Annotated in this window: 3 protein-coding genes; all 3 read left to right on the top strand. The window is 68.6% G+C overall.

Features of this window, described 5'->3' with window-relative positions:
* Positions 1-549 (top strand): acyl-CoA dehydrogenase family protein (locus QZH66_RS15435; protein WP_305806788.1); only part of this gene is annotated, 549 nt, incomplete at its 5' end.
* A 15-nt stretch (positions 550-564) separates the two neighbouring features.
* Positions 565-1,716 (top strand): acetyl-CoA C-acetyltransferase, encoded by a 1,152-nt coding sequence (locus tag QZH66_RS15430; protein WP_305806787.1) that lies wholly within the window; start codon positions 565-567, stop codon positions 1,714-1,716.
* A 4-nt stretch (positions 1,717-1,720) separates the two neighbouring features.
* Positions 1,721-1,958: SDR family NAD(P)-dependent oxidoreductase (locus tag QZH66_RS15425; protein ID WP_305806786.1), on the top strand; the 238-nt coding region annotated here is incomplete at its 3' end.

Here is a 1,958-nt window from a genome sequence, read left to right as displayed (position 1 = left end):
ACCGTGGTCTGGAACGCGTCCGATGCCACCCGCATCGCCGATGCCGCACAGGGGCAGGTGCTGGCCGATACGCTGCTGAACCGGGGCGCTCTGAGCGTGTCGGGCCAGTTGCTGGGCCTGGCCCAGCGCATGCTGGACTTGACCGTGGACTATGCGGCGCAGCGCAAGCAGTTCGGCAAGCCCATTGGCGCGTTCCAGGCGGTCAAGCACCAGCTGGCCGATGTGGTCACCAAGATCGAGTTCGCCAAGCCGGTGCTCTACCGCGCCGCCAGTGCGCTGGCCAGCCATGCGCCTGACAGCGCGGTGCGTGCCTCCCACGCCAAGCTGGCCTGCGCCGAGGCTGGCTGGTTCTCGGCGCGCAAGGGCATTCAGGTGCATGGCGCGATGGGCTACACCTGGGAAGTCGATCTGCAGATGTTCATGAAGCGCGCCTGGGTGCTGGACGCCACCTGGGGCGACCGCGCCTTTCACAAGCAGCGGCTGTCCGATGCGCTGCTGAACGACGGCGCACTGCTCGGCCCCGGCGCCACCTTCCACACCTTTTCCTGATCCGGAGTTTTTCCCATGGCAGAAGCTTTTATCGTTGACGCCCTGCGCTCGCCCACCGGCAAGCGCAATGGTTCGCTGGCGGCAGTGCATGGCGCCGACCTGGGCGCGCATGCCATCAAGGCGCTGGTCGAGCGCAACGGCGTTCCGGCAGAGGACTACGACGATGTCGTCTTCGGCTGCGTGGACACCATCGGCGCGCTGGCCGGCGACATCGCCCGCACCGCGTGGCTGGCCGCCGGCATGCCACTGTGCGTGCCCGGTACCACGGTGGACCGGCAGTGCGGCTCGTCGCAGCAGGCCATCCATTTCGCCGCCCAGGCCGTGATGAGCGGCACGCAGGACGTGGTGCTGGCCGGCGGCGTGCAGACCATGAGCCGCATCCCGATCGGCTCGGCCATGCTGGCCGGCCAGCCGCTGGGCTTCACCACGCCGTTTGCCGAGAGCGCGGGCTGGCAGGCGCGCTTTGGCGATGCGCCGGTCAACCAGTTCTATGCCGCCCAGCGCATCGCCGACCACTGGGGGCTGTCGCGCGAGGCCATGGAGGTGTTTGCCAAGGAAAGCCACGACCGCGCGCTGCGCGCCATGGCCGAAGGGCGCTTCGAGCGCGAGATCGTCCCCTATGGCGACTTCCGCATGGACGAGACGGCGCGCGCCAGCACGCTGGAAAAACTCGCCACGCTGCAGCCGGTCGACCCGACCTACCCCAAGATCACCGCCGCCGTCTCCAGCTCGACCTGCGATGCCGCTAGCGCCGTGCTGGTGGTGTCGGAGGCCGCGCTCAAGCGCTACCAGCTCACGCCGCGCGCCCGCATCCACCACCTGAGCGTGCGCGCCGACGACCCGATCTGGCACCTGACCGCCCCGATCCCGGCCACGGCCCATGCGCTGAAAAAAGCCGGCATGACGCTCGACGACATCGACCTGGTCGAGATCAACGAAGCCTTTGCTTCGGTCGTCATGGCCTGGCTCAAGGAAACCGGCTACCCGCACGAGCGCACCAACGTCAACGGCGGCGCCATCGCGCTCGGCCACCCGCTGGGCGCCTCGGGCGCCAAGCTCATGACCACGCTCTTGCACGAACTCGAACGCACGGGCGGGCGCTACGGCCTGCAGACCATGTGCGAAGGCGGTGGCCAGGCCAACGTCACCATCATTGAAAGGCTTTGAAACCATGGCTATCTGCAACCACCGCACCGTCATCATCACCGGCGCCGGCGGCGGCCTGGGCCGCGCCTATGCGCTGGCCTTTGCTGCCGAGGGCGCCAACGTCGTCGTCAACGACATCCGGCTCGAAGCCGCCGAGGCCGTGGCGGCCGAAGTGACCGCCGCCGGTGGCAAGGCGATCGCCAACAACGGTGACATCACCACCATGGCCGGCGCGCAGTCCATCGTCGATGCGGCGCTGGCCG

The sequence above is a fragment of the Stenotrophomonas sp. YIM B06876 genome, from assembly GCF_030711595.1.
Classification (GTDB): Bacteria; Pseudomonadota; Gammaproteobacteria; order Xanthomonadales; family Xanthomonadaceae; genus Stenotrophomonas.
Note: the sequence above shows the minus strand (reverse complement) of the source record. Positions and strands in the feature narration are given on the sequence as shown.

Coding starts and splice junctions, on each gene's coding strand:
- QZH66_RS15430 (WP_305806787.1), top strand. CDS start 565: ATGGCAGAAGCTTTTATCGTTGACGCCCTGCGCTCGCCCACCGGCAAG.